Annotated in this window: 17 protein-coding genes; 10 read left to right on the top strand and 7 right to left on the bottom strand. The window is 54.9% G+C overall.

The genetic code is table 11. The features are described from left to right. Positions 1-15 precede the first annotated feature (15 nt). On the top strand, positions 16-1266 hold the full coding sequence (locus ACVBEJ_RS09715; RefSeq protein WP_447129434.1) for a LeuA family protein: 1251 nt from the start codon (positions 16-18) through the stop codon (positions 1264-1266). A 242-nt stretch (positions 1267-1508) separates the two neighbouring features. Here the strand turns inward: ACVBEJ_RS09715 and clpB are convergent, their stop codons facing one another. Together clpB and ACVBEJ_RS09705 are read right to left on the bottom strand one after the other, a co-directional pair. Beyond that, on the bottom strand, positions 1509-4142 hold the full coding sequence (clpB, locus tag ACVBEJ_RS09710; protein ID WP_447129433.1) for an ATP-dependent chaperone ClpB: 2634 nt from the start codon (positions 4140-4142) through the stop codon (positions 1509-1511). 221 nt (positions 4143-4363) lie between these two features. Continuing rightward, entirely contained in the window at positions 4364-7567 is a 3204-nt protein-coding gene (locus ACVBEJ_RS09705) for a VPS10 domain-containing protein (RefSeq protein WP_447129432.1), read from the bottom strand. Positions 7568-8175: 608 nt separating this feature from the next. Here ACVBEJ_RS09705 and ACVBEJ_RS09700 point away from each other — a divergent pair. Continuing rightward, on the top strand, positions 8176-10158 hold the full coding sequence (locus ACVBEJ_RS09700; RefSeq protein ID WP_447129431.1) for a sodium-translocating pyrophosphatase: 1983 nt from the start codon (positions 8176-8178) through the stop codon (positions 10156-10158). 71 nt (positions 10159-10229) lie between these two features. On the opposite strand, the gene ACVBEJ_RS09695 is transcribed toward ACVBEJ_RS09700, so the two are convergent. Further along, the gene (locus ACVBEJ_RS09695) at positions 10230-10661 is read right to left on the bottom strand and encodes a type II toxin-antitoxin system VapC family toxin (RefSeq protein ID WP_447129430.1); all 432 of its coding nucleotides are present in this window, start codon (positions 10659-10661) and stop codon (positions 10230-10232) included. Beyond that, positions 10658-10897 (bottom strand): type II toxin-antitoxin system Phd/YefM family antitoxin, encoded by a 240-nt coding sequence (locus ACVBEJ_RS09690; RefSeq protein WP_447129429.1) that lies wholly within the window; start codon positions 10895-10897, stop codon positions 10658-10660. Before ACVBEJ_RS09690 ends, ACVBEJ_RS09695 begins: the two co-directional genes overlap by 4 nt. A gap of 386 nt (positions 10898-11283) precedes the next feature. On the opposite strand from ACVBEJ_RS09690, the gene ACVBEJ_RS09685 reads away from it, so the two are divergent. The 7 genes from ACVBEJ_RS09685 to ACVBEJ_RS09655 all read left to right on the top strand — a co-directional run bounded on the left by ACVBEJ_RS09685 (position 11284) and on the right by ACVBEJ_RS09655 (position 22697). Continuing rightward, a complete protein-coding gene (locus ACVBEJ_RS09685) occupies positions 11284-13206 on the top strand; it encodes a PrkA family serine protein kinase (protein WP_447129428.1) in 1923 nt (640 codons plus the stop codon). Positions 13207-13318: 112 nt separating this feature from the next. Next, complete coding sequence (locus ACVBEJ_RS09680; protein WP_447129427.1) at positions 13319-14599, top strand: YeaH/YhbH family protein; 1281 nt, start codon at positions 13319-13321, stop codon at positions 14597-14599. Positions 14600-14819: 220 nt separating this feature from the next. Next, positions 14820-16328 carry a SpoVR family protein gene (locus ACVBEJ_RS09675; RefSeq protein ID WP_447129426.1) on the top strand — a complete coding sequence of 503 codons (1509 nt, stop codon included), beginning with the start codon at positions 14820-14822 and terminating at the stop codon, positions 16326-16328. Between the two features lie 130 nt (positions 16329-16458). Then, complete coding sequence (locus tag ACVBEJ_RS09670) at positions 16459-18249, top strand: FAD-dependent oxidoreductase (protein ID WP_447129425.1); 1791 nt, start codon at positions 16459-16461, stop codon at positions 18247-18249. A 193-nt stretch (positions 18250-18442) separates the two neighbouring features. After that, a complete protein-coding gene (locus ACVBEJ_RS09665; RefSeq protein ID WP_447129424.1) occupies positions 18443-20293 on the top strand; it encodes a 2-oxoacid:acceptor oxidoreductase subunit alpha in 1851 nt (616 codons plus the stop codon). Next, the gene (locus tag ACVBEJ_RS09660; RefSeq protein WP_447129423.1) at positions 20290-21342 is read left to right on the top strand and encodes a 2-oxoacid:ferredoxin oxidoreductase subunit beta; all 1053 of its coding nucleotides are present in this window, start codon (positions 20290-20292) and stop codon (positions 21340-21342) included. Before ACVBEJ_RS09665 ends, ACVBEJ_RS09660 begins: the two co-directional genes overlap by 4 nt. Positions 21343-21455: 113 nt before the next feature. After that, a complete protein-coding gene (locus ACVBEJ_RS09655) occupies positions 21456-22697 on the top strand; it encodes a multifunctional CCA addition/repair protein (RefSeq protein ID WP_447129422.1) in 1242 nt (413 codons plus the stop codon). 31 nt (positions 22698-22728) lie between these two features. Here the strand turns inward: ACVBEJ_RS09655 and folK are convergent, their stop codons facing one another. The 3 genes from folK to tsaD all read right to left on the bottom strand — a co-directional run bounded on the left by folK (position 22729) and on the right by tsaD (position 24704). Beyond that, positions 22729-23211 (bottom strand): 2-amino-4-hydroxy-6-hydroxymethyldihydropteridine diphosphokinase, encoded by a 483-nt coding sequence (gene folK / locus ACVBEJ_RS09650; RefSeq protein WP_447129421.1) that lies wholly within the window; start codon positions 23209-23211, stop codon positions 22729-22731. Then, positions 23211-23567, bottom strand: coding sequence for a dihydroneopterin aldolase (gene folB, locus ACVBEJ_RS09645; protein WP_447129420.1), 357 nt, complete (start codon positions 23565-23567; stop codon positions 23211-23213). Before folB ends, folK begins: the two co-directional genes overlap by 1 nt. Positions 23568-23669: 102 nt before the next feature. Continuing rightward, the gene (gene tsaD, locus ACVBEJ_RS09640) at positions 23670-24704 is read right to left on the bottom strand and encodes a tRNA (adenosine(37)-N6)-threonylcarbamoyltransferase complex transferase subunit TsaD (RefSeq protein ID WP_447129419.1); all 1035 of its coding nucleotides are present in this window, start codon (positions 24702-24704) and stop codon (positions 23670-23672) included. A gap of 515 nt (positions 24705-25219) precedes the next feature. Here tsaD and rpsU point away from each other — a divergent pair. Continuing rightward, complete coding sequence (gene rpsU / locus ACVBEJ_RS09635; protein WP_289151727.1) at positions 25220-25435, top strand: 30S ribosomal protein S21; 216 nt, start codon at positions 25220-25222, stop codon at positions 25433-25435. Positions 25436-25560 lie beyond the last annotated feature (125 nt).

Below are 25560 nucleotides of genomic sequence, written 5' to 3'. Positions count from 1 at the left end.
GGGGGAAACAGCATTATGAGCAAAATTGAACCGGCCTTCGGGGTCGAACTGAAAGAGCCGTTTTATTCCGATAAACACTGGGTATCGCCTTTCAACTGGCTGCCGGAAGTCCGCGACCAAATCCATTCACCGGAACGGGTATTTATCCACGATGTTACCTTGCGCGATGGTGAGCAAACAGCGCGTATCGCCTTCACACCAGAAGAAAAAATCTATCTGGCCCAAAAGCTGGATCATCTGGGTGTACACTCCATAGAACCAGGACTGCCGGTAACACCGGAAGACCTGGAAGTGATCAAAACTCTCTCTGCCATGGACTTGAAGGCCAATATAGTGCCCCTGGTGCGCGTTAAAGAATCGGACGTGGTAGCTACCATCGATGCCAAAGCGGATGGCATGTTATTGGAATTTGGTATTAACCCCTACCTGCTTAAACACGTATACAAAACCACCCCGGAAAAACTGATTGAAGAAATCACTACCTACGCAAAGGCAGGTAAAGAGGCGGGCATGTATGTGGAATTTATGGGCTGGGATGTATTTCGTATTCCCGACCAGGGTTTTATTCGCGACTTCTTCGCGGGTGTTGCAGAAGCTCAAGTGGATCGAGTAACAGTGGCGGATACATTTGGCATGGGCCACCCCCTGGCCACCTACCACTTTATCAGGAAACTCCGTGAATGGACCGGCAAACCGGTCGGCTTTCATATCCACAACGACTACGGCATGGCCGCTGCCGACTCGTTGATGGCGGTATCTGCCGGCGCCGACATGGTGCATAGCTCTATCAATGGTCTGGGTGAACGCGCGGGCAATGTGGCCACAGAGGAAATCAGTTTTATCCTTCAACACCTGCTGCATATTGATGCGAGCATTGATTTAACCCAGTTAAAAGCGGTATCCAGTATAGTAACCGAGATGTCTAAAGCTCCCCCTGCCCGCAACAAGCCAATCGTGGGCGACGGCCTGTTTGAAGTGGAGTCCGGCATTGTGGTGCACCTGGTGGAAGCATTGAAAGATGGGCCTTTGGCCTCTGCGCTGTTTCCCTTCCAGCCGGAAGATGCAGGTCACGCACCATACTCTGTGGTACTTGGCCGGGGCACTGGCCTGCACTCCGTAAAACGCCTGTTGTCGGAACGCAACCTGGAGGCCAGCGACGAGCAGATGAAAGACATTAACGAGCGCATCAAACAGGCCGGATTAATGCTCAAAAATGGCCTGCCCGATGCACTGGTGGAGCAAATTGTTGCTGAGGTACTTGGCTAAAAATTGGCAGAAAAGTACGGTAACATAAAGGGCACGTCTAAAAATTGTGCCATTGCGGTTGAGATTGCCGCGGCCTGCGGCCTCGCAATGACGGGGTGGGCGAGCGGCCTCGCAATGACCAGAGGTATTTTCCGTCATTGCGAGCAAAGCGAAGCAATCTCCATCCATGGTGCTCAGTCTGCGACCACCTTTAGTACCCAAATCGGCTATCTTGCCGATTTGTCGCGATATCGGTGCAACGGTTAGCCCACAAATACAACCCGTCCAGCATCCAGCTCTACGCGAATCCTGCCTCCCGGCGCAAAACGCCCGGCCAGTATTTCCTGGGCCAGGGGGTTTTCCAGCAGTTTTTGAATAGCGCGTTTTAGCGGCCTTGCACCATAAACCGGATCAAAGCCCGCCTCTACTAATTGTTCCATTACGGCGTCGCTGATTTCCAGACCCAGCTCCCGCTCTGCCAAACGCTTGCGCAGTCCCGCAAGTTGGATATCAGCAATACCTTTGATTTGTTCTTTACCCAGGGGATGGAACACTACTGCTTCATCGATGCGGTTGATAAATTCGGGGCGGAAGTGCATACCCACGACTTCCATCACTTTTTCGCGGATCACTTCTTGTCGGTTCTCATTCTCGATAGAATCATCCAACTCAAGTTCCCCATCAAAACTGACAGTATCGTAAGAGCGATCATTGACCAGCCCCTGAATCACATCGGAGCCCAGATTAGAAGTCATTACCACCACGGTGTTGCGGAAGTCCACGGTGCGACCCTGGCCATCAGTCAGGCGGCCATCTTCCAACACTTGCAGCAGAATGTTGAACACGTCCGGGTGGGCTTTTTCCACTTCGTCCAGCAGCAGTACCGAGTAGGGTTTGCGGCGCACCGCTTCGGTGAGGTAACCGCCTTCTTCATAACCCACATACCCGGGAGGCGCACCGATCAGACGGGCTACGGAGTGCTTTTCCATAAATTCCGACATATCGATGCGTACCATGGCTTCTTCAGTGTCGAACAGGAATTCTGCCAGGGATTTACACAGTTCGGTTTTACCCACCCCGGTTGGCCCCAAAAACAGAAACGAACCGTTGGGGCGGTTGGGGTCGGACAGCCCTGCGCGGGAGCGACGCACGGCGTTGGATACCGCCACCACCGCTTCGCTTTGGCCCACCACTCGTTGGTGCAGAAAATCTTCCATTTGCAGCAGTTTGTCCCGCTCTCCCTCCAGCATTTTCGAGACCGGGATGCCGGTCCATTTGGACACCACTTCGGCGATTTCCTCGTCGGTGACTTTATTGCGCAGCAGTTGTTTTTCTTCCGTTTCTGCGGCAGAGGCGCTGTTCAGTTGTTTTTCCAGTGCGGGAATTTTGCCGTATTGCAGCTCTGACATTTTGGCCAAATCACCGGCGCGGTGAGCGGCATCCAGTTCCAGCCGCGCTTGTTCCAGGTCACTTTTGATTTGGGTCGCCCCTTGCACCGAGGCTTTTTCCGCTTTCCAGATTTCTTCCAGATCGGCGTATTGTTTTTCCACTTCGGCAATATCGGCGTCCAGTTTTAACAGGCGTTTTTGCGCCGCTTCGTCATCGTCTTTTTTCACCGCTTCCCGTTCGATTTTCAGCTGGATCAAGCGGCGGTCGAGGCGGTCCATGGACTCCGGTTTGGAGTCGATTTCCATACGGATGCGGCTGGCGGCTTCGTCGATCAGGTCGATGGCCTTGTCCGGCAGCTGCCGGTCGGTGATATAGCGCTGCGACAGTTTGGCTGCGGCCACCAGAGCGGAGTCGTTAATCTCTACTCCGTGGTGCACTTCGTAACGTTCTTTCAGGCCACGAAGAATGGCGATGGTGTCTTCTTCTGTGGGTTCCTCCACCAGCACTTTCTGAAAGCGCCGTTCAAGGGCGGCATCCTTTTCAATAAACTGGCGGTATTCATCCAGGGTGGTGGCGCCCACACAGTGCAACTCACCACGAGCCAGCGCCGGTTTGAGCATATTGCCCGCGTCCATGGCGCCCTCGGCTTTGCCCGCGCCCACCATGGTGTGCAGCTCGTCGATAAACAGAATGATGCGGCCTTCCTGCCTGGACAGTTCATTGAGCACCGCCTTTAAACGTTCCTCAAAATCACCGCGAAACTTGGCGCCCGCCAGCAGCGCACCCAAATCCAGAGACAGGATGCGCTTGTCTTTCAATCCTTCTGGCACTTCGCCATTGATGATGCGCAGGGCCATACCTTCGGCGATGGCAGTTTTACCCACGCCGGGCTCGCCGATCAACACCGGGTTGTTTTTGGTGCGCCGCTGCAATACCTGAATGGTGCGGCGAATTTCTTCATCGCGGCCGATTACCGGGTCCAGCTTACCCTGCTCGGCGCGCTCGGTGAGGTCGATGGTGTATTTGTCCAGCGCTTGACGGTTGCCTTCCGCTTCCGGGTTATTCACGTTTTCGCCTCCCCGCACATCGGCTGTTGCCTGTTGCAGTTGTTGTTTGTTGCCGTAGTGATTCAACGCTTTGCTGACGTCTGAGCGATCTTCAAAGGCCGCCAGCAAAACGGTTTCGCTGGCGATGTACTGGTCGCCCTGCTGCTGCGCCAGCTTGTCCGCCAGGTTAAACCAACGGCCCAAATCTGCGGACAGCCCCACTTCACCGGTGGGGCTCTGTATACGAGCTACCCGCTCTAATTGTTGCTCCAGCTCTGCCTGCAGCCCCGCCAGGTCAAAACCGGCCTTGGCCAGCAACGGGCGCACCGCACCGCCCTGCTGATTGAGAAAGGCCAGCAATAGATGCACCGGTTCAATGGCGTTGTTGTCGCGCCCTACCGCTAACGATTGGGCATCGGCCAGAGCCGTTTGCAGGGAATTGGTGAATTTGTCGATACGCATGGTAGTGCCCCTAAAAATCTGTCTAATGATTCAGAGATAGGGGCGGCAACGAGGGTTTTCAAGAAAGGGGGGAAGGTTTTCGAGCAGCGAGCCGCGCGCTACGGGCTGTCCGAATACAATTCGTATTCTGGGCGGTTAATTTTGTCATTCTGAGCGCAGCGAAGAATCTCTTTGATGAGTTGCAGAACGAGATCCTTCGCTGCGCTCAGGATGACATACGTCTACGGCAACACCTGCCCACTCACATAAGGCGCACCCGCCGCTTTCAGTTTTTTCTCCACTGCGGGAATGGCCACTTCAACAAGACGGCGCAGCTTTTCACCCTCCTCCGTCAACTGCCGTTGTGCCCAGGCCAGGCTTTCCCTATGGGTTGGTGTTGGCCCATAGGACGAAAACGCGGTGCCATTTTCCGCCACTGAAATCAGGTTTTGAATGGTCTTGGTATTGGACAGGTACACCTCAGCTTTTGACTGATCACCATTCAGGCGATGATTAATGTTCAACAGCTGATTGCGCAGGCTGTGCAATTCGGCATCCAGGCTGCCGGGCTCAGCACCGGATTGTGCCACCGCCAACTGCAGCATGGCGACTTTATCCATGGCCGCTTTCAAGCCTTGATATATAGCACTGGCATCTCGCTTGGCCTGATTGATCTCACCCCAAAAAGCGGTAGTTACTTCCATCGGCGAACCCGGCAATGCGCCCTGGTTCATTTTTTCCACCGTAAATGCTTGCGGGCCTTGCAGTACAGACACCTGGCCGTTCACCTCTTTCGACAAGGTCACACTGTATTCACCGGGCGCCGCCATAAGGCGGGATTTAACGTAGCGGCTGTCGGTTGCCGGTTGCGGGCTGGTAATCGCATTCACCGCCGGTAACGCCAAATCCCAGGCTACGCGGTTAAAGCCTTTTTTATTGCTGCCTTCCACACGGCGCACGACCTGATTATTGCCGTCTTTTATGGTCAGCCAGATCTTCGGGGGCTGCTCGCGGCGCTCTGCTTCCACGGCCGCCCAACCGGGAAATACAATATTTTTGCCGGCTTCTTTTAACGGTTTTTCTTTCTCCTGACGGCGCTCTTTGGCGCTTTTTACTTTGTCTTTCAGGTAGTAGGTAAACACGGCACCAAAAGGCGGGTTGGGCGCCGTGTAATAGCCGTGCCCCTGAAAGCCCTTGAGGGAAAAGCGATACAACGGCCCTTTTTCCACATACCACCAGGCTTTGCGGGTGGGGAACAGTTGCGCTTCATTGTTAAGGGTGGTTTCAGAAATACTGCGCAATGCACTGTAATCGTCCAGTACAAAAAAGCCACGGCCAAAGCTGGCCAGAACAAGGTCATTTTCCCGCCGCTGAATCCTGACATCCCGGAAGGCGATGGTGGGCAGACCACCGTTCAATTCCAGCCATTTTTTACCGCCATCTACGGTAAAAAACACACCAAACTCCGTGGCAGCAAACAGCAGCTCCGGTTTGACGTGATCCTGCACCATACGCCATACCAAATGTTTATCGGGCAACGTGGAGCTGATGGATTTCCAACTTTTCCCCCGGTTGGTACTTTTCAACAAGTAAGGCTTGTAATCTCCAAATTTGTGGTTATCCAGGGCGATATAAACCGTGTTGGCATCGAACAGATCGGCGCGAATGTCGTTGATAAAGGCACTGTCCGGCACACCGGGCAGACTGCCTACCTTGGTGCTGCGCCAACTGTTGCCACCGTCTTCGCTTACCTGAATCAGGCCATCGTCGGTACCCGCGTATAAAAGCCCTTCCTGCAAAGGCGATTCTGCCAGCGAAGTAATAGTGCTGTACTGGGACATTGCCCACATATCCCAGGCAGCATCCCAACCGGGCTGACCATTCATAATCGGCTGTTCAATGCGATCCAGATTTTTGGTGAGGTCGCCGGAAACGGGCGTCCAGCTGTCGCCGCGATTGTCGCTGCGCCACACTCGCTGGGAGGCGTAGTAAAGCCGCGTTGGGCTGTGGGGGCTCACCAGAATAGGCGCATCCCAGTTAAAGCGTTCTTCCGGGTCGCCGGGTTTGGGCTGTGGCTGTATATACACCAGTTCGCCGGTGGTGCGATCAATGCGCATCAGATTACCCTGCTGCCATTCGCCATAGACAATATCCGGGTTGCCCGGCTCGGTGGCGGGTTGGTGACCATCGCCGAACAGCACCATTTCCCAATCGGCGTTGCGAATGCCATTGGCGTTGTCGGTGCGCGATGGCCCGCCTTGGGTGCCGTTATCCTGGGTACCGCCGTAGATGTTGTAAAACGGCTCGCTGTCGTCCAACGCGAGTTTGTAGAACTGGGTTACTGGCAGATTATCGATAAAACGCCAGTGCTCGCCGTTGTCAAAACTCTCGTAAATACCACCGTCGGAGCCCACCATCATGTAGTCTTTATCGTCGGGCAAAAACGCCATGGCGTGATTGTCCGGGTGCTTGAACTCCTCCTCCATGGGAGTGAATGTTTTGCCACCGTCGTTGGACTGCAACATGCGGTTGTTGGCGAGGAAAATCTGGTCGAAGTTGTGTGGGCTGGCGTACAGCTCTTGATAGTAGTGCGGGCCAGTGGCGCCGGCCACGGTGTCGGACATTTTGGTCCAGCTGGCACCGCGATCGCTGCTGCGATACACACCACCGGTGCGGCGATTCAGCTCAATGGCGGCGTAGAGCACGTCCGGGTCGATGGGGGATATGGCCAAACCGATTTTGCCCATATCTCCTTCTCTATGGGAAGCGGGCAAACCGGTAGTGAGTTTTTGCCAATTCTCACCACCGTCTTCACTGCGATACAAAGCGGTACCGGGGCCACCGTCCACCAGTGCTGCCACCGTGCGGTGGCGCTGCCAGGTGGCGGCGTACAGGCGGTTGGGATTACGCGGGTCAATCACCACAGCGGTAGCGCCCACCCATTCTTTATCTCCCAGCACCTGCTTCCAGGTATCGCCACCATCGGTGGTTTTGAACAGACCGCGATCACCACCTTTTGACCACAATGCTCCCTGGGCAGCCACCCAAACGGTGTTGGGGTCTGTGGGGTGAACGATGATTTCGGAGATATGCCCGGAGCCTTCCAGCCCTTTGTTCTCCCAATTTCGGCCACCATCGCGGCTCAGATAAATGCCATCGCCAAAACTCACATGGCGACCACTGACATTTTCCCCGGTGCCTACCCAAACTGTGGCAGAGTTGCCGGGATCAATCACCACCGCGCCAATGGAGTACACCGGCTGCTTGTCGAATATCGGCGTCCAGCTGGTGCCGGCGTTGGTGGTTTTCCACACGCCACCGGAACCCACCCCTACAAACCAGGTATTGCGGTTGTTGGGGTCGATAGCGATATCGGCAATACGGCCCGACATAAACGCGGGGCCGACATTGCGAAACTCCAGGCCGTTAAAGGTTTCTGACGTCATCGAGCTGCCTTTGTCGACGGCAATTGCCCCAGAGGGAGAAAACACAAAAAGGCCGGCTAACAAAGTACAGATAAGAAACTGACTGACGGTATTCATGAACAAACTCCAAGGCTGAGGCGAATGGAAATCGAATTTAGGGCACTTCTAAAAATAGTGATATTTTCGTGAGAGCAAGGCGGCGGCGCACGCAGACCCGCAGTGTATAAGGCATACATGAGGACTCGAGTACGACGCCAACGCAGCTATCGCGGAAATAGTGCATTTTTAGAAGTGCCCTTTAGTATTAATGGGACGAAAAGTCTGCCATGTACCTCAATTGAGACTGTTCACTGGTGTTTACAACGCCACCAAACTGCCATTTACTTTACAGCCCATACCCAACTGGGGTTAGATAGGCGGTGTTGGAGTGTCTGGCTGCCTATCTTGAGGGCGCGGGAGGCACTTTCCTGAACCGCCGCCAGCAGGGATGCTGACGACGAGCTTACATGGACGTATGCACAGCGTGTTCAGGAAAGTGCCTCCCGCGCCTGAATACAGCCAATGCAAAGCAGTACTGACGAATAACCAATAACTAGCTGTATCACCAACTTATCAACCGGGGGGTACCCATGTTTGACAACCCTGCCCTGCTTCCACCCCTTCTCGGGGTTGTGGGCCTTATCATTGCCTTTTTTATTTACCGAATTGTTGTGCGCTACCCGGAAGGGGAAGCCAGCATCAAGAAAATTGCCGACCAGATTCACGTTGGCGCCATGGTGTTTATGCGCCGTGAATACAGCATGCTGGCGATCTTCGCCGCCGTGCTGCTGGTGCTGATTTACTTCTCTGATCTGGGTGGCGGCACCGCCCTGGCCTTTTTGGTGGGGGCATTAAGCTCCGCCATCGCCGGCTGGCTGGGTATGTTTTCCGCCACCAAAGCCAATGTGCGCACCGCCACCGCCGCCAACACCAAAGGGCCGGCTGCGGCATTGTCTGTAGCGTTCTTTGGCGGCTCTATTATGGGGCTGTGTGTGGCTTCGTTGGGCTTGGTAGGTTTGGGCTCCCTCTATTACTACTTCGGTGGTGACCCCCACACCGCACACACCCTGCACGGTTTTGGTATGGGTGCCTCAGTAGTTGCGCTGTTTTCCCGTGTAGGCGGCGGCATTTACACCAAAAGCGCCGACGTGGGCGCCGACCTGGTGGGTAAGGTGGAAGCCGGCATCCCCGAAGACGACCCCCGCAACCCCGGCGTGATCGCCGACAACGTGGGCGACAATGTGGGCGATGTGGCCGGCATGGGGTCGGATATTTTCGAGTCCTACTGCGGTTCCATGATCGCCTCCATCGCCATTGCCGCTACCGTCAATAACAGCGACCTGATGTTCCTGCCGCTGGCACTGGCCTCTATCGGACTGGTTGCCTCGGTACTGGGTATCTTCCTGGTGCGCATGCGTTCCAACTCAGAACCCAGCGCGGCTCTGCGCACCGGTACTTTCGCTGCCCCCATTATCTTTGTGATCGCAGCCTGGTTCCTGATGGACTGCATGGGCATTGAAACCAACGTCTGGTACGCGGTGCTCAGTGGTGCCGTGGGCGGCATTCTGATCGGTCTGGTCACCGAGTACTACACCGGTGGCGGCCCGGTTCGCAAAATTGCCCGCTCCGGTGAAACCGGCCCAGCCACAATTATGATTACCGGCCTGGCGGTGGGTATGCAATCGGTGGTACTGCCGATTCTGTTTATCGGCGCCATTATCTACATTTCCACCGATCAGGCTGGCTTGTACGGTGTGGGTATTGCCGCCGTGGGCATGCTGTCCACTGTGGGTATTACCATGGCCATCGACGCCTACGGCCCGGTGGCGGATAACGCCGGGGGCATTGCCGAGATGGGTGGTATGGGGGAAGAAACCCGTGAAATCACCGACTCCCTGGATGAACTGGGCAACACCACCGCCGCCATCGGCAAAGGCTTTGCTATCGGCGCCGCAGCGCTGGCGGCACTGGCTATTATCGCCGCCTTTATCGAAACCGTGCAGGTGAATGTGCCGGACTTCTCGCTGGAGCTGTCCAACCCGCTGGTGCTGGTGGGCATGTTTATCGGTGGCTGTATTCCCTTCCTGATTGCCTCCATCACCATGACCGCGGTGGGCGATGCGGCCTTCGACATGATCCGCGAAATCCGCCGCCAGTTTAAGGAAATCACCGGCCTGTTGGAGGGCAAGGCAGAACCCGATACCGCCCGCTGTGTGGATATCGCCACCACCGCTGCCCTCAAGCGCATGTTACTGCCCGGCGCCATTGCCGTAGCCGCACCACCGCTGGTGGGCTTTGGCCTGGGCGCAGAAGCCCTGGGTGGCTTGCTGGGTGGCGGGCTGCTGGGCTGTGTACTGCTGGCCCTGATGATGGCCAACGCCGGTGGCGCCTGGGACAACGCCAAAAAGTACGTGGAAAAAGGCAACCTGGGCGGTAAAGGCTCCGACGTTCACTCCGCCGCTGTGGTGGGTGATACCGTGGGCGACCCGTTCAAGGACACCTCCGGGCCTTCCATGAATATTTTGATTAATGTGATGGCGATTGTCAGCTTGGTGATTGCGCCGTTGCTTTAAACGTTATTTGACGTAGAAATTGCGTTAAAACGAACGGGAGGCAATTTTTTGTCTCCCGTTTTTTTGCCTTATCAAACATCCACCAAATAAATTTCAACACCTGCTTTGGCAGACGCTTTTCTCAAATCTTTATCCAATGTCGCCAGCGGCAACCCCTCTCTTATCGCCAATTCCAAATATGTACTGTCATAACCTGACAGTTTATACGCTCTGGACAAGTTCAACGTGCGGCTAAACGCCTGATGCGCCGTTAAGTGGTCCACATCGATTGGCAAATTTTCCAGTTGTGTAATAAAACGTTCCACCTCGGCAGCTTGCAAGCCACCACGTTTTTCTTCCGCCAATAAGACACTGATGGCCTCGACATGCCACAAATGTGGAACAACCGAATTTGCAGCAACCAAACTTTGCAGCACAAGTTCAGCGTACTTCTGATCAGTCTTTTTAGGGCTTTCAAGCAGCCATCGCATGGCTACAGAATTATCCAGGACGAACCGTTTCACTTTCGGCCTTCCTTTCTCAGCTCATCCAATTGTTTATCCGAAACAAGCGGCTTATTCGCTGACAACAGGTTTTCAATGGCTGTTTTGACAGACTCGCGCCGGTTGCTCTTACTGGGCACCACATCGGCAACGGGCCTCCCGCGCTTGGTGATGGTAAACGATTCCCCCAACTCCACTCGCCGCAGAATTTCAGCCAATTTGGTTTTGGCATCGTAACTGCCTATTTCTTTAATCATGTTTCACTCCAGCTTGAATCATATAGACCAGTCTATCAGACCAGTTTCAAATGAAAAGGCTTATTTACCATTCAGCCACATTTCGTTTTATGACTCAAAGCTCAAAAACCGTCACTAATACAACCCAAACACCCCGGTCAACCAACTGTTGGCAGGGGTGTTTTTGTAAAGGAGATTCAAGTTTTACCGGAAAGCCGACGAACAGGGTATATCAGCGTTTGATCGGAACTCTTTTTACAAGGGCCAGCCTTAAAAATATAGGCGGTTTTCAGCGGAATTTCCTGAAAAGACAAAAGTGTTATTTCAGGTAAAAATAGCAACAGAAACAAAAAGCACGGGAGTTATATCAACAGATACAGGTCAGAAATGGTACGGAGGAAACACCCATGACTATTTTCAGCCACTACCAGCAACGCTACGAAGCCACACAAATGGAGGAGTACAGCATTCAGGAGTATCTGGAGCTGTGTAAGAGCGACCCCTCCACCTACGCCACCGCCGCCGAGCGAATGCTTTTAGCCATCGGCGAGCCGGAAATGGTAGACACCTCCAAAGACCCGCGGTTAAGCCGCATCTTCTCCAACAAAATCATCAAACGCTACCCGGTGTTTGATGATTTTTTTGGTATGGAGGAATGCATTGAAAGCATTGTCAGTTTTTTCCGCCACGCCGCACAGGGGCTGGAAGAAAAGAAACAGATTCTTTATCTGTTGGGCCCGGTTGGTGGCGGTAAATCCTCGCTGGCGGAAAAGTTGAAATCCCTGATGGAAAAGCAGCCCATTTACGCCCTTAAAGACTCTCCGGTATTTGAATCTCCCCTGGGACTGTTCCAGGCCAGCGAAGACGGTGCCATTCTCGAAGAAGAATACGGTATTCCCAAGCGCTATCTGAATACAGTGATGTCGCCCTGGGCGGTAAAACGGCTGCACGAATACGGCGGCGATATCAGCCAGTTCAAAGTGGTCAAACTGACCCCTTCCATTCTCGATCAGACGGCCATATCCAAAACCGAGCCCGGCGATGAAAACAACCAGGATATTTCTTCTCTGGTGGGCAAAGTGGATATTCGCAAACTGGAGGAATACCCGCAAAACGACCCGGATGCCTACAGCTTTTCCGGCGGCATGTGCACCGCCAATCAGGGCTTGATGGAATTTGTGGAAATGTTCAAGGCCCCCATCAAGGTACTGCACCCCCTGCTCACCGCTACTCAGGAAGGCAACTACAACGGCACCGAAGCCATTGGCGCCATTCCCTTCGAGGGTGTGGTACTGGCCCACTCCAATGAATCCGAATGGCAGACTTTCAAGAACAACAAAAACAACGAAGCCTTTATCGACCGGGTTTATATCGTCAAAGTGCCTTACTGCCTGCGGGTCACAGAAGAAATCAAAATCTATGAAAAACTGCTGCAAAACAGCTCTTTGTCTACCGCGCCCTGCGCGCCGGACACTCTGGATATGCTGGCGCAGTTTACGGTGCTGTCTCGGCTCAAAGAGCCGGAAAATTCCAGCGTTTACTCAAAGATGCGCATCTACGACGGCGAAAGCCTGAAAGACCGCGACCCCAAAGCCAAATCCATTCAGGAGTACCGCGACAACGCTGGCGTGGACGAGGGCATGAATGGTCTGTCCACTCGTTTTGCGTTTAAAACCCTATCGAAAGTGTTTAATTTCGATTCCACCGAAGTGGCCGCCAACCCGGTGCACTTGCTCTACGTTTTGGAAAATCAGATTGAACAAGAACAATTCCCCAGCGAAGTGCACGACCGCTACCTGAATTTTATCAAGGAATACCTGGCCCACAACTACATCGAATTTATCGGCAAGGAAATTCAAACCGCTTACCTGGAATCCTATTCTGAATACGGCCAAAACCTGTTTGATCGCTATGTGACCTACGCGGATTTCTGGATTCAGGACCAGGAATACCGCGATCCGGAAACCGGTGAGATTCTCGACCGCGCTTCCCTTAACGACGAGCTGGAAAAAATTGAAAAGCCCGCAGGCATCAGCAACCCCAAAGACTTCCGCAGTGAAATCGTCAATTTCGTACTGCGTGCTCGGGCCAACAACCAGGGCAAAAACCCCGCCTGGACCAGCTATGAAAAACTGCGCTCTGTAATTGAGAAAAAAATGTTCGCCAGCACCGAAGACCTGCTGCCGGTCATTTCTTTTAACGCTAAAGCCAGCGCCGAAGACCAGCAGAAACACCAAGACTTTGTGCAGCGCATGGTGGAACGGGGTTACACCGAGAAGCAGGTTCGATTATTGTCGGAGTGGTATTTGAGAGTGAGAAAGTCTCAGTGATTATTTGCCGTTGGACGTTCGAAGCTAGACGTTGGACGAATCGTACAATTTAGCTACGCAGCCACTCGTCAAACGTCGAACTTCGAACGTCTAACATCAAACGAGCGAAGCCATGACCAACTACTTCATCGACCGCCGCAAAAACGCCAAAAACAAAAGCGCCGTCAACCGCCAGCGTTTTTTGCGCCGCCATCGCGCGCAGATAAAAGAGGCAGTGGCAGAGCGTTTGCGCAAACGCGGCATTACCGATATTGAAGGTGGCGAAAAAATTGGCATTTCCGGAAAGGACTTGACCGAGCCGGTTTTTCAGCACGGCAGCGGTGGCCGCAACACCCATGTATTACCCGGTAACAAAGAGTTTGTGCGTGGCGATCAATTACCCCGTCCACAGGGCGGTGGCCAGGGTGCTGGCGACGGCAAAGCCAGCAACCAGGGCGAAGGCATGGACGAGTTTGTGTTTGAAATCAGCCAGCAGGAATTTCTGGACTTTCTGTTCGAAGATATGGCTCTGCCCAACCTCACCAAACGCCAGCTGGCGGGCAACGAAGAATTCAAGCGGGTGCGCGCCGGTTTTGCCAATCAGGGCACTCCCAACAATATCGATATTCTGCGCTCCATGCGCGGCGCCAGTGCCCGCCGCATGGCCATGAGCATGGGCAAACGGCGCCAGCTACGCCAGGCAGAAGCGGAACTGAAAACCCTGCTCAGCACTCAGGACGAGAGTTTTAAACAACGCATTGCCGAACTGGAAGAAAAAATCACCGGACTGAAACGCCGTATTGATGCCGTGCCTTTTTTGGACGATATGGACATACGCTATCGCCGCCATCGCAAAGAGCCAGTACCGGCATCCAAAGCGGTAATGTTTTGCCTGATGGACGTATCCGGCTCCATGGATCAAAAAACCAAGGACCTGGCCAAACGCTTTTTTATCCTGTTGTACCTGTTTCTGTCCCGCAATTACGACAAAACCGAAGTGGTGTTTATTCGCCATCACACCAGCGCCAAGGAAGTGGATGAGGAAGAATTTTTCTACTCCCGCGAAACCGGAGGCACTGTTGTTTCCAGCGCCCTCGATCTGATGAAAACCGTTATCGAAGCCCGCTACCCGCTGAACGAATGGAACATCTACGGCGCCCAGGCCTCCGACGGTGACAACTGGCCGGAAGACTGCGGTCGCTGCGTAGAAGCACTGGGCAATGAAGTATTGCCGCTGGTGCAATACTACTCCTACGTGGAGATTTCCAGTCACGGCCCCAAACCCCTGTGGGAAGCCTACCAGAAAGTTCTGCAAAGCCACCCGCAAGCCTTCGCCATGCAACAGATTACCGGGCCGGAAGATATTTATCCGGTGTTTCGGGAGCTGTTTGGCAAACCGTTGGAGGTGGCGTGATGATTGGTCGCACGTCTGACGTCGCACGTCGCACGCCAAAGCCAAGCACTGTACTTGTCATCCTGAGCAAAGCGAAGGATCTCATACTTCGAATCAAACAAGAGATTCTTCGCTACGCTCAGAATGACAGATACAGGGGTTTGAGCGTGCGACATCAGACGTGCGACGTGCGACCGCCAACCAACAGTCTGTTAATCCTCTGTTGGCACGGAGGTCGCCGATGAATAAACCCATTTCCACCACCTCCGAATGGACGTTTAAACTGTTACAGGAATACGACACCGCCATTGCCGCCATCGCCAACAAATACCGGCTGGACACTTACCCCAACCAGATAGAGGTGATCAATTCCGAGCAAATGCTGGATGCCTATGCCTCCTCCGGCATGCCCATCAACTACCACCACTGGTCCTTCGGCAAGCACTTTATCAGCATGGAGAACCGCTACAAGCGCGGTCATATGGGCCTGGCTTACGAAATCGTAATCAACTCCGACCCCTGCATCGCCTATCTGATGGAAGAAAATTCCATGTGCATGCAGGCACTGGTAATCGCCCACGCCAGCTACGGCCACAATTCGTTTTTTAAAAATAATTACCTGTTCAAAACCTGGACGGACGCCAGCTCAATTATCGACTACCTGCTGTTTGCGCGAAATTTTATTGCCCAATGTGAGGAACGTCACGGGGTAGACGAAGTGGAATCCCTGCTGGACGCCTGTCACGCCCTGATGAACTATGGCGTCGATCGCTACAAACGCCCCTACCCGTTGTCCATTCAGGAAGAACAAACACGGCAACAGGAACGGGAAGCGCACCTGCAACAGCAGGTCAACGAATTGTGGAAAACCATTCCTGTCAAAGAAGCGCAACAGGCTGTACAGGCCCACCCAGTGTTCCCGTCAGAGCCCCAGGAAAATCTGCTGTACTTTATTGAAAAAAGTGCGCCGCTGCTGGAACCCTGGCAACGGGAAGTGGTACGTATTGTGCGCAAGGTGGCGCAATACCTGTACCCGCAACGGCAAACCAAAGTAATGAACGAAGGCTGGGCCTGCTTCTGGCACTTTACGATTATCAACGACCTGTACAAACAGGGCCTGGTGGACGACGGCTTTATGGTGGAGTTTTTGCAGCACCACACCAACGTCATTTACCAGCCGGACTACGACTCTCCCTACTACAGCGGCATTAACCCCTACACCCTGGGGTTTGCCATGATGCAGGATATTCGCCGCATCTGCGAAACCCCCACCGACGAAGACCGCCAGTGGTTCCCCGACATCGCCGGCAGCGACTGGCTCACCACCCTGCACTTCGCCATGGAAAACTTCAAAGACGACAGTTTTATTCTGCAATTTCTGTCGCCGAAAGTGATCCGCGATTTAAAACTGTTTACCGTGGTAGACGACGATCAGCAGGATCATCTGGCAGTGGGCGCCATTCACGACGAACAGGGCTACCAGAAAATACGGGAAGACCTGGCAGCCAGCTACAACCTGGGCAATATGGAACCCAATATCCAGATCAGCGAAGTGGACGTACGCGGCGACCGTTCCCTCATCCTGCAACACCACCAAAACAACAACCGGCCCCTGGGGGAAACCACCGAGTCGGTAATGCGTTATCTGTATCAATTGTGGAAATTTGATATCAAACTGGAATCCATTGCTGGCGATAGAATGGTGACAACCCTCAACTATCCCCCTAAAACAGAAGAAAAATCAGAGTAGCTATAGACTTCATCACCACTGCCCACTTTTTTTCGCATTTTTGTCAAAAAACAGTCAAAAAAGATTCACATTTTTAAAAATCACCATAAACTGTCGATAACAATAAAAAATGCCGTTGGGAGGCAAAGCCTTGAAACCCACCAACACTCACGACCCGGAGTATTTCCACCGGGTCGTCGACTGCCAGTACGCATGCCCGGCTCACACACCGGTTCCCGAATACATTCGTCTGATTGCCCGCGGCCGCTACAGCGATGCCTATATGCTCAACTGGGAATCCAACGTATTTCCCGGTGTACTGGGGCGCACCTGCGACCGGCCCTGCGAGCCCGCCTGTCGCCGTGGCCGGGTTGAGGAAGAACCGGTAGCCATCTGTCGCTTGAAACGGGTGGCGGCGGATTTTAAAGAGGACATCAAACACCGGCTGCCAGAGATCGCCCCTGCCAATGGCAAAAAAATTGCCCTGATCGGTGCCGGCCCCGCATCACTCACAGTGGCCCGGGATTTGGCACCGCTGGGCTACAAAATCGACATTTACGACCAGCAGAAGCTCGGCGGCGGTTTTATGCGCAGCCAGATTCCCTCGTTCCGGCTACCGGAAGACGTGCTTAACGAGGAAGTGAACTACATTCTCGACATGGGCGTGGCCACCCAATTCAACACCTATGTGGACAGCCTGAAATCCATTCTCGACAAAAATTACGATGCTGTATTTGTGGGCTCTGGCGCACCCCGTGGTCGCGACCTGGCAAAACTGCCCGGCCGACAGGAAGCGGACGCCAATATCCATATCGGCATTGAGTGGCTGGCTAATGTGGCTTTTGAACACACCGCCAAAGTGGGCAAAAACGTACTGGTACTGGGTGGCGGCAACACCGCCATGGATTGCTGTCGCACCGCACGGCGGCTGGGTGGCGAAAACGTAAAAGTGGTGGTGCGCAGCCCCGCCAGCGAGATGAAAGCCTCACCCTGGGAAATCGAAGACGCCCAGCACGAAGACATTCCCTTTTACGACTGCCACGTGCCCCTGGAGTTTGTTACCGAAAACGGCAAACTGGTGGGCATGCACTTCGACAAAGTGGTGGCGGAGTACGGCGACGATGGCCGCCGCAAACTGGTATCCACCGGTGAAGAACCGGTGTTTTTCCCCTGCGACGATGTTCTGCTGGCCATCGGCCAGGAAAATGCCTTCCCCTGGATTGAACGGGATATCGGCATCGACTTTGGCAAATGGGATATGCCGGTGGTAGACGAAACCACCTTCCAGTCCAGCAACCCGAAAGTGTTCTTCGGGGGCGATGCCGCCTTTGGCCCCGCCAACATCATTACTGCCGTAGCCCACGGCCACCAGGCAGCGGTATCCATCGACTTGTTTTGCAACGGTCAATCCGTCGCACAACGCCCCGCCCCCGGCACCAATCTGGTGAGCCAGAAAATGGGCGTCCACGAATGGACCTACGACAACCAGATAGAAGACCAACAACGGCAAATTGTGCCCCTGGCCGACAAAGCCTGCGCCCTGCGCGATCGCAAACTGGAAGTGGAACTGGGCTTCAACCTGCAGACCGCACTGGAAGAAGCAGAGCGCTGCCTGAACTGCGATGTACAAACCGTCTTCACCGAAAGCGCCTGCATTGAATGCGATGCCTGCGCCGACATTTGCCCCACCAGCTGCATCAACTTTACCGCCAACGGTGACGAAGCCGACCTGCGCGGCCGCCTGAACGCACCGGCCAACAACCTGGAACAGGACTTGATGGTTTCCGACGCCCTGAAAACCCAACGGGTGATGGTAAAAGACGAAAACGTCTGCCTGCACTGCGGCCTGTGCGCCGAACGCTGCCCCACCGGAGCCTGGGATATGCAGAAGTTTGATTATTCCGTTACCAAAGCCGGGCACGTGGCTGGAGGTGCGGAGTGATTTTTCTAGTGGTCGCACGTCTGACGTCGCACGTCGCACGCTTGTTCCGTAGTAACGCAACCACCGAACATTACCCCAGCGCCGTACCAAAATATAGCCTCCAAAACCGCATCACCTTCCGAACCGCCTTTAGCGTGCGACGTCAGACGTGCGACGTGCGACCACTTGCAAACAACCACCGCAGTACCCGCCCATGAGCAACTATCAAATAACATCAACAAACGATTTCGTCATCCGCTTTGCCAACGTCAATGGCACCGGCTCTGCCAGCGCCAACGGTCTGTTTGCCAAAGCGCTGCTGCGCATGGGGCTACCCATCAGTCCGAAAAATATTTTCCCGTCCAACATTCAGGGGCTGCCCACCTGGTACGAAGTGCGGGTGAACGAAAAAGGCTATCTGGGGCGGCGCGGCGGCGTGGACATTATGGTGGGCATGAACCCACAAAGCCTGAAGCAGGACATCGATTGCCTGCAAAGTGGCGGCTACTTTGTGTACGACAACAGCAAACCGTTGGATATTCGCGTTCAACGGGACGACATTCACTACCTGGGCATCCCTCTCACGGACATGTGCCAACGGCAATACGACGACCCACGCAAACGCCAGCTGTTTAAAAACATTATTTACGTGGGTGCACTGGCGGCGCTGCTGGAAATGGATTTCAGTGTGCTGACCGGGTTAGTGGCGGATCAATTTAAAGGCAAGGAAAAACTGATATTACCCAATATTCAGGCATTGGAAATGGGCTATCAATACGCCAACGAACACCTGAGCTGTCCATTGGGCATTCGGGTTGAGCGGCGCAATCTGACCGACAACAAGATTCTGATGAGCGGCAACGATGCCCTTGGCCTGGGGGCAGTGTACGGCGGCGCCACCGTGGTTGGCTGGTACCCCATTACACCATCCACATCGGTGGTGGAAGCCTTCGAAAAATACGCCAACAAATTCCGCGTGTGCGAACAATCCGGCTGCAAAAAATTCGCCCTGATTCAGGCGGAAGATGAACTCTCCGCCATCGGCATGGTGATTGGCGCCGCCTGGAACGGCGCGCGTTCCTTTACCGCCACCTCCGGCCCCGGCGTGTCGCTGATGTCGGAATTTCTCGGCCTGGCCTACTTCGCCGAAGTGCCCGCCGTACTGGTTGATGTGCAGCGCACCGGGCCCTCCACGGGCATGCCCACTCGCACCCAACAGTCGGACGTTATCTCTGCGGCTTACGCCTCCCACGGCGATACCAAACACGTACTGCTGTTCCCGGCCACCCCCAAAGAATGCTTTGACATGGGCGCCCAGAGTTTTGACCTGGCAGACCGCCTGCAAACCCCGGTCATTATCCTTAGCGACCTGGACCTGGGCATGAACGATTCCCTGTCTGACCCGCTGGAATGGGACGACAGCCGCTGTTACGACCGTGGCAAAGTGCTCAGTAAAGAAGACCTGGAGCGTATGGACACCCCCTTTGGCCGCTACCGGGATGTGGACGACGATGGCATTTGCTACCGCACCTACCCCGGCAGCCACCCGCAAAAAGGCGCGTACTTTACCCGTGGCAGCTCCCACAACCGGGACGCCGCCTACACGGAAAAATCCGAAGACTACGTGGACAGCATGGAACGCCTGATGAAAAAATGGCACACCGCCAAATCCCTGGTGCCCAAACCCGTGCGCTACGGCAACAACCAGACCGACATGGGCATGCTGTTCTTTGGCACCACCACCGAAGCGGCCATGGAAGCCCAGGACATGCTTGCCGACCAGGGCATTGAAATAAACGCCCTGCGGGTGCGCGCCTTCCCCTTTAACGACGATGTGGAAGCGTTTCTGGCCGAGCACCAACAGATATTTGTGGTGGAACAAAACCGCGATGGCCAACTGCGCACGTTATTGATGAACGAATGCTCCATCGACCCATCACGGCTTGTCTCCATTACCCTGTACGATGGCATGCCGGTGTGTGCGCAGGACATCAACCGGGAAATTCGCAAAACCCTAAACACCAACAATGTGACCCCACTGCGGGCCAAGGGTGATCAACAATGACCTACCATCGCCCCAGTTTCAGTCACCCGGAACTGCCCGTTAACGACCTGGGCCACACCCGTAAATATTACGAGGGAGCCCTGTCCACCCTGTGCGCGGGCTGCGGCCACGACTCGGTGAGCGCCGCCGTTGCCCAGGCGTTTTTCGAGCTTTCCATGGAACCTCACCATGTGGCCAAGCTGTCCGGTATTGGTTGCTCGTCAAAAACTCCGGCCTACTTTCTCAACGGTGCCCACGGCTTTAATTCCGTACACGGGCGCATGCCCTCGGTGGCCACCGGCGCCAACGCTGCCAACCGGCAAATGGCCTATATCGGCATTTCCGGCGATGGCGATACCGCTTCCATCGGTTTTGGCCAGTTCGCCCACGTTGTGCGCCGCAACCTGAATATGCTCTATCTGGTGGAAAACAACGGCTGCTACGGTTTGACCAAAGGCCAGGATTCCGCCACTGCCGACGTGGGTTCTGCGGGCAAGCGCGGCATTGCCACCGCCTTTGAGCCTATCGACCTGTGCGCCCAGGCACTGCAACTGGGGGCCACCTTTGTGGCACGCAGTTTTTCCGGCGACAAACAACAACTGGTACCGCTGCTGAAAGCCGCCATCACCCACAAAGGCTTTGCCTTTATCGACGTAATTTCCCCTTGCGTGACTTTCAATAACACCACCACATCCACCAAAAGCTACGACCATATGCGCGAACATGTGCGGGAAGCAGAAGTGGTGGACTTTGTACCGGCGGAAAAAGAAATCACCCTGGAATACGAACCCGGCACCACCCGGGAGCTGACCCTGCACGACGGCTCCACCATCCACCTCACCAAAGCCCACAGTGAACTGGACACCACCGACCCCCACGCTGCCCTCAACGCCATCCACGACCACAAGGTACGCGGCGAAGTGCTGACCGGCTTGCTGTACCTGGATACCGAATTACACGACTTCCACCGCACCATAAAAACCATGCCCACCCCCCTGCGGGATTTGCAGAAAGAGGACTTGTGTCCGGGCAGCGAAGTGTTGGCGCAGATCAACAGCGGCTTGCGGTAGTTCATTCTTTTGTCATTCTGAGCACAGCGAGGAAACTCGAGCTCTAAACAACTACTGAGATCCTTCGCTGCGCTCAGGATGACAAAGCCGAATATTCTTTTACAATTGTCCCCATGCAAATCTACCTGGTGGGCGGCGCGGTTCGCGATTCTTTACTTGGCTATCCCGTTGTGGAACGGGACTGGGTGGTGGTGGGCGCTACTCCTCAACAGATGGAAAATCTGGGCTACAAGGCGGTGGGGGCCGACTTCCCGGTATTTCTGCACCCGGAAACCGGTGAGGAATACGCCCTCGCCCGCACTGAACGCAAAACTGCCCCGGGCTACAAGGGCTTTCACTTTCACGCTGCTGAAGACGTTACCCTGGAGCAGGACCTGCTGCGCCGGGACCTCACCATCAACGCCATCGCCCAGGACGATGAAGGCAACCTGTTCGACCCCTACAATGGCCGCGCCGATCTGAGCGCCAAAACCCTGCGCCATGTTTCCTCTGCCTTTGCCGAAGACCCGTTGCGGGTACTGCGAGTCGCCCGCTTTGCCGCCCGCTACCATCAATTGGGGTTTACCGTAGCGCCAGAAACACTGGAATTGATGACGCAGCTGGCAGCCAGCGGTGAGCTGGACGCATTGACCCCGGAGCGGGTCTGGAAGGAAACCGAACGGGCGCTGGGGGAACAGTCACCCCATATCTATATCGATGTGTTGCGCCAGTGCGGTGCCCTGAAGGTGCTGTTCCCGGAGGTGAACGCCCTGTTCGGTGTACCCCAGCGAGCGGATTACCACCCGGAAGTGGACTCCGGCATACACACCCTGATGTCGCTGCAACAGTCTGCCCTGCTCAGCGACGATACCGCCGTGCGTTTTGCGGTGTTGGTGCACGACCTGGGCAAAGCCACCACCCCCAGCGATATTTTGCCCCGTCATGTGGGCCACGAAGAACGTGGGGTGCCGCTGGTCAATACTCTTTGCGATCGTTTAAAAGTACCCAACCGCTTTCGCACCCTGGCGCAAAAAGTCACTCGCTACCACCTGATGTGCCACAAAGCACAAACCCTGCGCCCGGCAACGATTTTGAACGTTCTCAAGGGGCTGGACGCCTTTCGCCAGCCGGACCAGCTGGAACCGTTTTTATTGGCCTGCACAGCGGATGCCCGTGGTCGAACTGGTTTTGAAAATAGCGAATACCCTTCTGCAAACCGGCTGCGGGATATTCATCGGGCAGTGCAGGCGGTTACTGCCAAAGAGTTTGTCACGCAAGGGAAAAAAGGCGCAGAGATTGCTGAGGCGATGGATAGAAAGCGGCTGGAGATTATTGTGGGGTTTAAGAAATCGCTACTGTCATTCCCGTCATCCTGAGCGCTGCGAAGGATGACGGGAAGGTAGTAACTCAGGGTGGCAGGTCCACCAACCACAATTTCTGTGGCTCGCTATATTCTTTCCACAATTGTTGATAAGTTTTTCCAGTTTGCGGGTGTTTCAGCTCCGGAGCCAATTGCGACAGCGGCCTCAACACAAAAGCATTGTTGAGAATTTCCGGCCTGGGCAATTCCACGCCGTCGATCATTCCACTCAAATCACCATAGAGCAGAATATCCACATCCAGGCTGTGGCTGACATTTCCGGGCCCTCGGCGGCGGCCAAGGCTATGCTCCAGTTGTCGCAATTCGGTGTGCATCTCAAGCACGGTTTTTTCGGTTTCAACCGCCACTACCAGATTGTAAAAACGATCACAGGCCACACCCACCGGTTCCGATTCGTACACCGGCGAACAATGCAGGCTGTCATAGTGATATTCAAGCCATTGCAGGGCCGCGCGAATATTGTGGCGGCGGTTTTGGTTGCTGCCGATGCCAAGGTAAGCAGTGGTCATCAGGGCTTGTCGCCCCGCTCAATCAGCACGCCAACATCACCCGCCGCTGCCACCGCACCGGGCTTGCCCAGGCGCAGTTTTACCCAGGGCACTGAAAATTCATTTAAGACAATCTGGCAGATTTGTTCTGCCATGGTTTCCAGCAATTGAAATTCGCTGGCGGAGACAAACTCAATCAAACGGTCGGACACCGCCTTGTAGTTGAGGGTGTATTGAATATCGTCAGTGGCAGCGGCCTGGTGAATATCCCAGGCCATGTCCAAATCCAGCACCACAGTTTGGCGAATCTCCCGCTCCCAGTCGTAGATGCCGATTACGGTGTCGATGCGTAAGTCGCTGATATAGACAATATCCATGGTTTTCCTTTTGGTGATCCCGTCATCCTGAGCGCAGCGAAGGATCTCTGTGTTTAATCCAAGTACGAGACCCTTCACTGCGCTCAGGGTGACAGTAGAAAGTCAGGATGACAATTGAGAAAGCTCATCCAGCGGCCAACGCGGTCTGGGGTTTACCCCCAACCCTTCGCTCTGACCGGCCAACAGTCGCTGGCAGCCGGCGTAGGCAATCATGGCGCCGTTGTCGGTGCAGAATTCGTGACGGGCATAAAACACCTTGCCGCCCACTTTGGCCAGGGATTGCTCCAGCTTTTCCCGCAGCCGGGTGTTGGCGGATACGCCCCCGGCAATCACCAGGGTTTTGTGGCCGGTTTGCTCCAGAGCACGGCGGCACTTAATGGATAAAGTATCCACCACCGCCTCCTGAAAGGCGCAGGCGATATCCGCCATGGTTTGCTCGTCGGGCAATACATCGTCGCCTTTATGCTGTGCTACGGTGTTCAGTGTGTAGGTTTTCAAGCCAGAAAAGCTGAAATCCAGACCGGGGCGGTCGGTCATGGGGCGGGGGAATTTGAATCGCCCGGGGTCGCCCTGTTGCGCCAGACGCGCAATATGCGGGCCGCCGGGATAGTCCAGATCGAGCATTTTGGCGGCTTTATCAAAGGCTTCACCGGCGGCATCGTCCAGGGACTCACCCAGCAGTTTGTATTCACCAATAGCAGCCACATCCACCAATTGCGTATGGCCGCCGGAAACCAACAGCGCCACAAAGGGAAACTCTGGTGACTGGTCTTCCAACATGGGAGCCAACAAGTGGCCTTCCATATGATGAACGCCCACCGCCGGAATACCCCAGCCATAGGCCAGCGAGCGCCCCACACAGGCCCCCACCATCAGCGCCCCCACCAGACCGGGGCCGGAGGTGTAGGCAATACCATCGATGTCCTCTTGCTGACAATCCGCTTCATCCAGCACCTGGCGAATCAGCGGCAACAGCTTGCGCACATGGTCGCGGGAGGCCAATTCCGGCACCACGCCGCCGTATTCGGAATGCACCGCAATCTGGCTGTACAGGGCGTGACCCAGCAGCCCGCGCTCGCTGTGGTACAGCGCCACGCCAGTTTCGTCGCAGGAGGTTTCGATACCCAGTACCAGCATATAGAGTCGCCCGTTGGAAGGAATTGGGATGATACTGGGCTATGGGGGGATTTGTAAGTCCGTAGTACGATTGACGGGGTCGCACGCTTGACGTCGCACGTCGCACGCTAAAACCAGCACTTCGATGATATTACCTACCCAAACGAGCAAATAACCATCCAACGAGCACTAAACAACGGACTGGTAAGAATGGCGCCTTTAGCGTGCGACGTGCGGCACTCAGCAGCCACACCTACCTCACCGTCACCCTGAACGCCTACTCCACCGTCATCCTGAGCATCTCCCCCACCGTCATCCTGAACACTTCCCCCATCGTCATCCTGAGCGCAGCGAAGGATCTCATACTCCGCCTCAGGCACAGGATTCTTCGCTGCGCTCAGAATGACCGAAGCGCGCAAAAACACCCTTTGCATTCCCCATTCGACCTGTATAGAATACGCGCCCTTAAAGCCCCGGGCCGAGATTTCCGGGGGTAACCGGTACCAAACAAACAACCGATACAACAGGATTTTTACATGCCAGCTGTTCGCGTAAAAGAAAACGAACCTTTTGACGTTGCTCTGCGCCGCTTCAAGCGCTCCTGCGAAAAAGCAGGAATTCTGGCGGAAGTACGCCGTCGCGAATTTTTCGAAAAGCCCACCTGGGCACGCAAGCGCAAAGCCGCTGCCGCTGTTAAGCGTCACGCCAAAAAAGTTCAGCGCGAATCTCGCAAATTCGTTCGTATGTACTAAGCTGTAGCGGGGCCAGTCGCCCCGGCAGCAACATACATTCGCTGTATCCCGAAAGCGCCGATGATTTCATCGGCGCTTTTGCGGTTCAGGGGACAGTAAACAGAGGACAGAGGACAGGTTCTCGG

The organism is Porticoccus sp. GXU_MW_L64, from assembly GCF_052983295.1.
The sequence above is the reverse complement of the archived record's forward strand: the minus strand, read 5'-3'. Positions and strand labels throughout refer to the sequence as shown.

What these genes read in the sequence shown, in the direction of transcription:
- ACVBEJ_RS09715 (WP_447129434.1), top strand. Translation starts at nt 16, where the DNA reads ATGAGCAAAATTGAACCGGCCTTCGGGGTCGAACTGAAAGAGCCGTTT.
- clpB (WP_447129433.1), bottom strand. Translation starts at nt 4,142, where the DNA reads ATGCGTATCGACAAATTCACCAATTCCCTGCAAACGGCTCTGGCCGAT.
- ACVBEJ_RS09705 (WP_447129432.1), bottom strand. Translation starts at nt 7,567, where the DNA reads ATGACGTCAGAAACCTTTAACGGCCTGGAGTTTCGCAATGTCGGCCCC.
- ACVBEJ_RS09700 (WP_447129431.1), top strand. Translation starts at nt 8,176, where the DNA reads ATGTTTGACAACCCTGCCCTGCTTCCACCCCTTCTCGGGGTTGTGGGC.
- ACVBEJ_RS09690 (WP_447129429.1), bottom strand. Translation starts at nt 10,897, where the DNA reads ATGATTAAAGAAATAGGCAGTTACGATGCCAAAACCAAATTGGCTGAA.
- ACVBEJ_RS09685 (WP_447129428.1), top strand. Translation starts at nt 11,284, where the DNA reads ATGACTATTTTCAGCCACTACCAGCAACGCTACGAAGCCACACAAATG.
- ACVBEJ_RS09680 (WP_447129427.1), top strand. Translation starts at nt 13,319, where the DNA reads ATGACCAACTACTTCATCGACCGCCGCAAAAACGCCAAAAACAAAAGC.
- ACVBEJ_RS09675 (WP_447129426.1), top strand. Translation starts at nt 14,820, where the DNA reads ATGAATAAACCCATTTCCACCACCTCCGAATGGACGTTTAAACTGTTA.
- ACVBEJ_RS09665 (WP_447129424.1), top strand. Translation starts at nt 18,443, where the DNA reads ATGAGCAACTATCAAATAACATCAACAAACGATTTCGTCATCCGCTTT.
- ACVBEJ_RS09660 (WP_447129423.1), top strand. Translation starts at nt 20,290, where the DNA reads ATGACCTACCATCGCCCCAGTTTCAGTCACCCGGAACTGCCCGTTAAC.
- ACVBEJ_RS09655 (WP_447129422.1), top strand. Translation starts at nt 21,456, where the DNA reads ATGCAAATCTACCTGGTGGGCGGCGCGGTTCGCGATTCTTTACTTGGC.
- folK (WP_447129421.1), bottom strand. Translation starts at nt 23,211, where the DNA reads ATGACCACTGCTTACCTTGGCATCGGCAGCAACCAAAACCGCCGCCAC.
- folB (WP_447129420.1), bottom strand. Translation starts at nt 23,567, where the DNA reads ATGGATATTGTCTATATCAGCGACTTACGCATCGACACCGTAATCGGC.
- tsaD (WP_447129419.1), bottom strand. Translation starts at nt 24,704, where the DNA reads ATGCTGGTACTGGGTATCGAAACCTCCTGCGACGAAACTGGCGTGGCG.
- rpsU (WP_289151727.1), top strand. Translation starts at nt 25,220, where the DNA reads ATGCCAGCTGTTCGCGTAAAAGAAAACGAACCTTTTGACGTTGCTCTG.